2 protein-coding genes and 1 pseudogene are annotated in these 4,295 nt (G+C 70.7%); all 3 read right to left on the reverse strand.

Annotated elements, in window-relative coordinates; genetic code table 11:
* On the reverse strand, positions 1–861 hold an 861-nt coding region (locus IG54_RS43390), incomplete at its 3' end, for an AMP-binding protein (RefSeq protein ID WP_324615453.1).
* 3 nt (positions 862–864) lie between these two features.
* A pseudogene (locus IG54_RS43690) lies at positions 865–1,951 on the reverse strand (condensation domain-containing protein); the annotation flags it as partial.
* A 51-nt stretch (positions 1,952–2,002) separates the two neighbouring features.
* A partial coding sequence (locus IG54_RS0136990; protein WP_158709013.1) for a condensation domain-containing protein occupies positions 2,003–4,295 on the reverse strand: 2,293 nt, incomplete at its 5' end.

The following is a 4,295-nucleotide window of genomic DNA, read 5'->3' on the forward strand; positions in this document are numbered from 1 at the left end:
GAACAAACCAGCCGTCACATGCAACGCCGTAACACCCTCCGCCACCGCCTCCCGCACCCGCCCCGCATCCACCACACCCGGCCCCGCCACCACCACCCGACCACCCACCACCCACGGCACCCACACCTCGAACAACGACACATCGAAAGCATGCGGCGCATGCATCAACACCGCGTCGTCGGCGCCAATCGACCACCCGCTGTCCCCCGCCAGCGCGGCCACACTCCCGTGCGGCACCGCCACACCCTTCGGCACCCCCGTCGACCCGGACGTATACATCACATACGCCAAGTCCTCCGCACCCACGGGCACATCGGCCGCACCGGTCCGGGAACGCCTGATCGCCGCTGCCACCTGGGCGTCATCGAGGACCACCGGCGGGACGTCTAAGTCCTCGGGCAGCAGCCCCCGCGTCTCCCGGGTGCAGACCACCGCCGCCGGGGCGGAATCGGTCAGCACGTACGTGATGCGTTCCGCCGGGTATTCCGGGTCGACCGGGACGTAGGCGGCGCCTGCCCGCCACACCCCCAGCAGCGCCACAAGGAGATCGGCCGAGCGCTCCATCACCACCGCGACCCGATCACCCCGACCCACACCCAGACCCGCCAAATAGCCCGCCAGGCGACCCGCCGCCTTTTCCAACTCGCCATAAGAGAGCCGACGTTCGCCGTCAACGACCGCTAGCGCAACTGGAGCGCGCTCCACCTGACGGGCGAACAGTTCCGGCACCGACACACCCGACACAGGCGCCCGCGTCGCGTTCCAGGCGTCCACCACCAACCCCCGCCCCACCACACCCGCGACATCCACCCGCCCCACCAACACCGACGGATCCGCCACCAGCTGCTCAAGCACCCGCACCAGGCGCTCGACGACCGATTGCGCGGCGGTGTGGTCGAACAGATCGGGGCGGTGGTCGAGTTTGACGGCCATCCGGTCGCCCTCGGGGGCTACGACCAGGGTGAGCGGGTAGTGGGCGGCCTCCTGCTCGCCGAGGGAACGCATGGTGAACGCGTCGGGGGCGGGCGCTTCTTGGGGAGGGCGGGGGTAGTTCTCGAACACGACGAGCGTGTCGAAGACCACGCCGGGGCCTGCCAGCTTCTGGACCTCGGAGAGGCCGAGGTGCTGGTGTGCCATGAGCGCCGCCTGGCGTTCCTGGAGCCGCGCCAGCATCTCGGCGACCGGCTGCCCGCCGTCGAGCGGCACCCGTGAGGTCGTGGGTTCGCGCCAACTGCCCTATGCATTGGGTGAGTTCTGCGGACAGTCGGGTGATGATGCTTTCGGGTGCGACGGGTGTGCGGGCGGGGTCGGCCGGTGCGACGAGGGTCGGTTCGTCGGAGCCTGCCAGCTCCGCCCGCCAGGCGTTCCGTGCCGACTCCTTGTCCTGGCGGGCCAGCCATGCGAGGTATTCGCGGTACGACGTCGTCCTGGGGAGGCCGCGCGTCTCGCCGCCCGCCGCGTACACGGCCGGCAACTCGTTGAACAGGACCGCCATGGACCAGCCGTCCATGACGACATGGTGGCTGGTGAGGACCAGGCGGTGGCGTTCGTCGCCGAGCCGGATCAGCAGGAGCCGCAGCAGTGGCGCGGCCGCCGGGTCGAAGCGCCGCGCGCGCTCGTGCGCGGCCAGCCGGTCGGCCTCGCGGGCGGCATCGGGCTCCGCGAGTTCCGAGACGTCCTCCGTACGCCAGGGCAGTACCGCCTCGCGGGCGATGACCTGCACCGCCTCTCCGGACTTGCGGCCTCGGAAGCTCGCCCTCAGTGCGCCGTGCCGGTCCAGCAGTGCCTGCCACGACCTGTGCAACCGGTTGACGTCCAGCGGTCCGGTCAGCTCCAGCGTCCGCTGCCCCTGGTAGACGTCCGGGCCCTCGTCGTCGAAGGCGGCGTGGAAGAGCAGTCCCGCCTGCAACGGCGACAGCGGCCAGACGTCCTCGACAAGGGATCGGGTCATCGTTCTGTCTCCTCACAGCGGCGGGATGCCGGGTCGGTCATGGAAGTCGGGTCAGCCGTGGCGGTCGGATTCGTCGAATCCCTCGAACTCCTCGAATCCCTCGAATTCGTCGACTTCGTCCTGGGCGAGGTCGAGGAGAGGGAAGTCGGAGGGGGTGTGTCCCCCCGAGGACGGGGCCACGGTGTGGGCCGCGAGGCCGCCGAGCATGTCCGCCCAGGCCTGCCCGAGCCGTTCGGCGTCCACGTCCTCGACCAGCCGGCCGGGCCAGTTGACGGTGAGGGTCAGCTCGGGACCGCCCGGGGTGTCCCGGACCATCGCGCCGACGTCCAGCAGGTGCCGCAGCGGGGTCTCCGGGTCGACCGAGCCTCCGATCGCGTTCCCCGCGGCCATCTGCCAGGCACCGCCGCCCCGGCCTTCCGCCGTGTCGGCGGCGAACCGTCCCATGTAGGTGAAGTTGATCTGCGGGGTCGGGGCGGCTGCCAGGGCGGGGGCGGTCTCGGGGTTGAGGTGACGCAGGAGGGCGTGGCCGAGCCCGTCGCCGGGCACCGCGCGCGCCTGCTCCTTGACCGCCTTCAGGAGTGCACCGGCGGCAGGCCCGCCCGCCTGGACCTGGGCGAGATCCACTCCCGAGGCGCCCAGCCGCACCGGGTGCGCGCTGGTGAACCAGCCGACCGTACGCGACAGATCCACACCGTCATCCAGCGCCTCGCGACCATGCCCCTCGATGTCGATCAGTACGTCGTCGGTGTCGCCGTCGCCTCGCCAGTACGCGATCGCGGCGGTCAGCGCGGCCAGCAGCACTTCTTCCACTCCGCAGTGGAACGCGGTCGGTGTGTGCGCCAGTAGGGTCTCCGCCTGGTACGCGGGTACGGCCCACGAGCGGCGGCGCAGGGTCCGTACGGTATCCGGCGTGGCGTCCAACTCTGCTCCGCGCAGGAGCGGTTGGTGCTCACCCAGCAGGGCCAGCCAGTCGTCCAGCTCGGCAGTCCGCCGCTCGCCGGTCGCCTCCGCCGTCAACTGCTGCGCCCAGCGGCGGAACGATGTCCCCACCGGTTCCAGGCGTGGCACCCGCCCGGCAACCGCCGCCTCGCACGCGGCGCGCAGGTCCGACACCAGGATCCGCCAGGACACTCCGTCGACCACCAAGTGATGGGCTACTAGCACTAGTTGTCCGGTTCGGCCGGGGTCTGCGTCCACCCATACCGCCTGAGTCATCACCCCGGAAGCGGGATCGAGGCGCTGCACGGCCTCGTGCGCGACGGCCTCTACGCCGCCCGCACCGAGGTCTGCCGCAGCGACCCGTGCGACCAGGCTCCCGGCATCGGCGGATCCCCGCTCGCCGACGATCAGCTTCGGTTCGCCGGGGACCGTGCGGGCCCGCAACATGTCGTGCGCGTCCAACAGAGCCCCGAGGCCGGTCGTAAGTACGTCGAGGCCCAGCCCGGCCGGGGCACCGAGGATCACCCACTGCGCGAAGCCGGGCTGCGCCGCACGCTCGCCCAGCGCCCGCATCGCCGGTGTCCAGGGCACCTCCCCGATACCGCTGTCGGCCGTCTCGGCCGTCTGTCCGGCCATGGAGACGACCTGCGCGAGCCGCTCCGGTGTCTTCTCCTCGAACACCTGCCGGGATGTCGCCACAAGTCCGGAGCGGCGAGCACGGGACACCAGCTGCATAGAGCTGATGGAGTCGCCGCCCAGTTCGAAAAAGCCGTCCTCGACACCTACGCGGTCCAGGCCGAGCACTTCGGCGAACAGTCGGCTCAATATGCGCTCGGTCTCGGTGCGCGGCTCCCGTCCGGTCACCCGGGTTGCGAAGTCGGGGGCGGGCAGGGCGGCCCGGTCCACCTTGCCGTTGACCGTCAGCGGCAGGGCATCCAGGACGACGGTCGCCGCCGGGACCATGTACGCGGGCAGCCGATCAGATACGTACGCAGACAGAACCTGCGCGTCAATGCCCGGCCCCTCCACAGTCACGTACGCAATCAACCGCTTGTCACCCGGCCCGTCCTGACGAGCCACCACCACAGCCTGAGCTACCGCCTCGTGGCTGGCGAGAACCGCCTCGACCTCACCCAACTCCACCCGGAACCCACGGACCTTCACCTGCTCATCCGCACGCCCCACGAACAACAACTCACCCCCGGACGACGCAAGGCCAGTGCCCGCCATGTACACCTCGCCCACCACTCCTGGCGGGACCGGCTGCAAGAACGCGTCAAGGACATACACCTGCCGGTTCGCCAGCGGCCGCCCGATCGGCAGCACCGAACCGCCCCTCACACCCACCGGCAGCACATGCCACGTCGCACACAACGTGACCTCGGTCGGCCCATACAAGTGCCGC

Source organism: Streptomyces sp. NRRL S-920, assembly GCF_000717945.1.
Classification (GTDB): Bacteria; Actinomycetota; Actinomycetes; order Streptomycetales; family Streptomycetaceae; genus Streptomyces; species Streptomyces alboniger.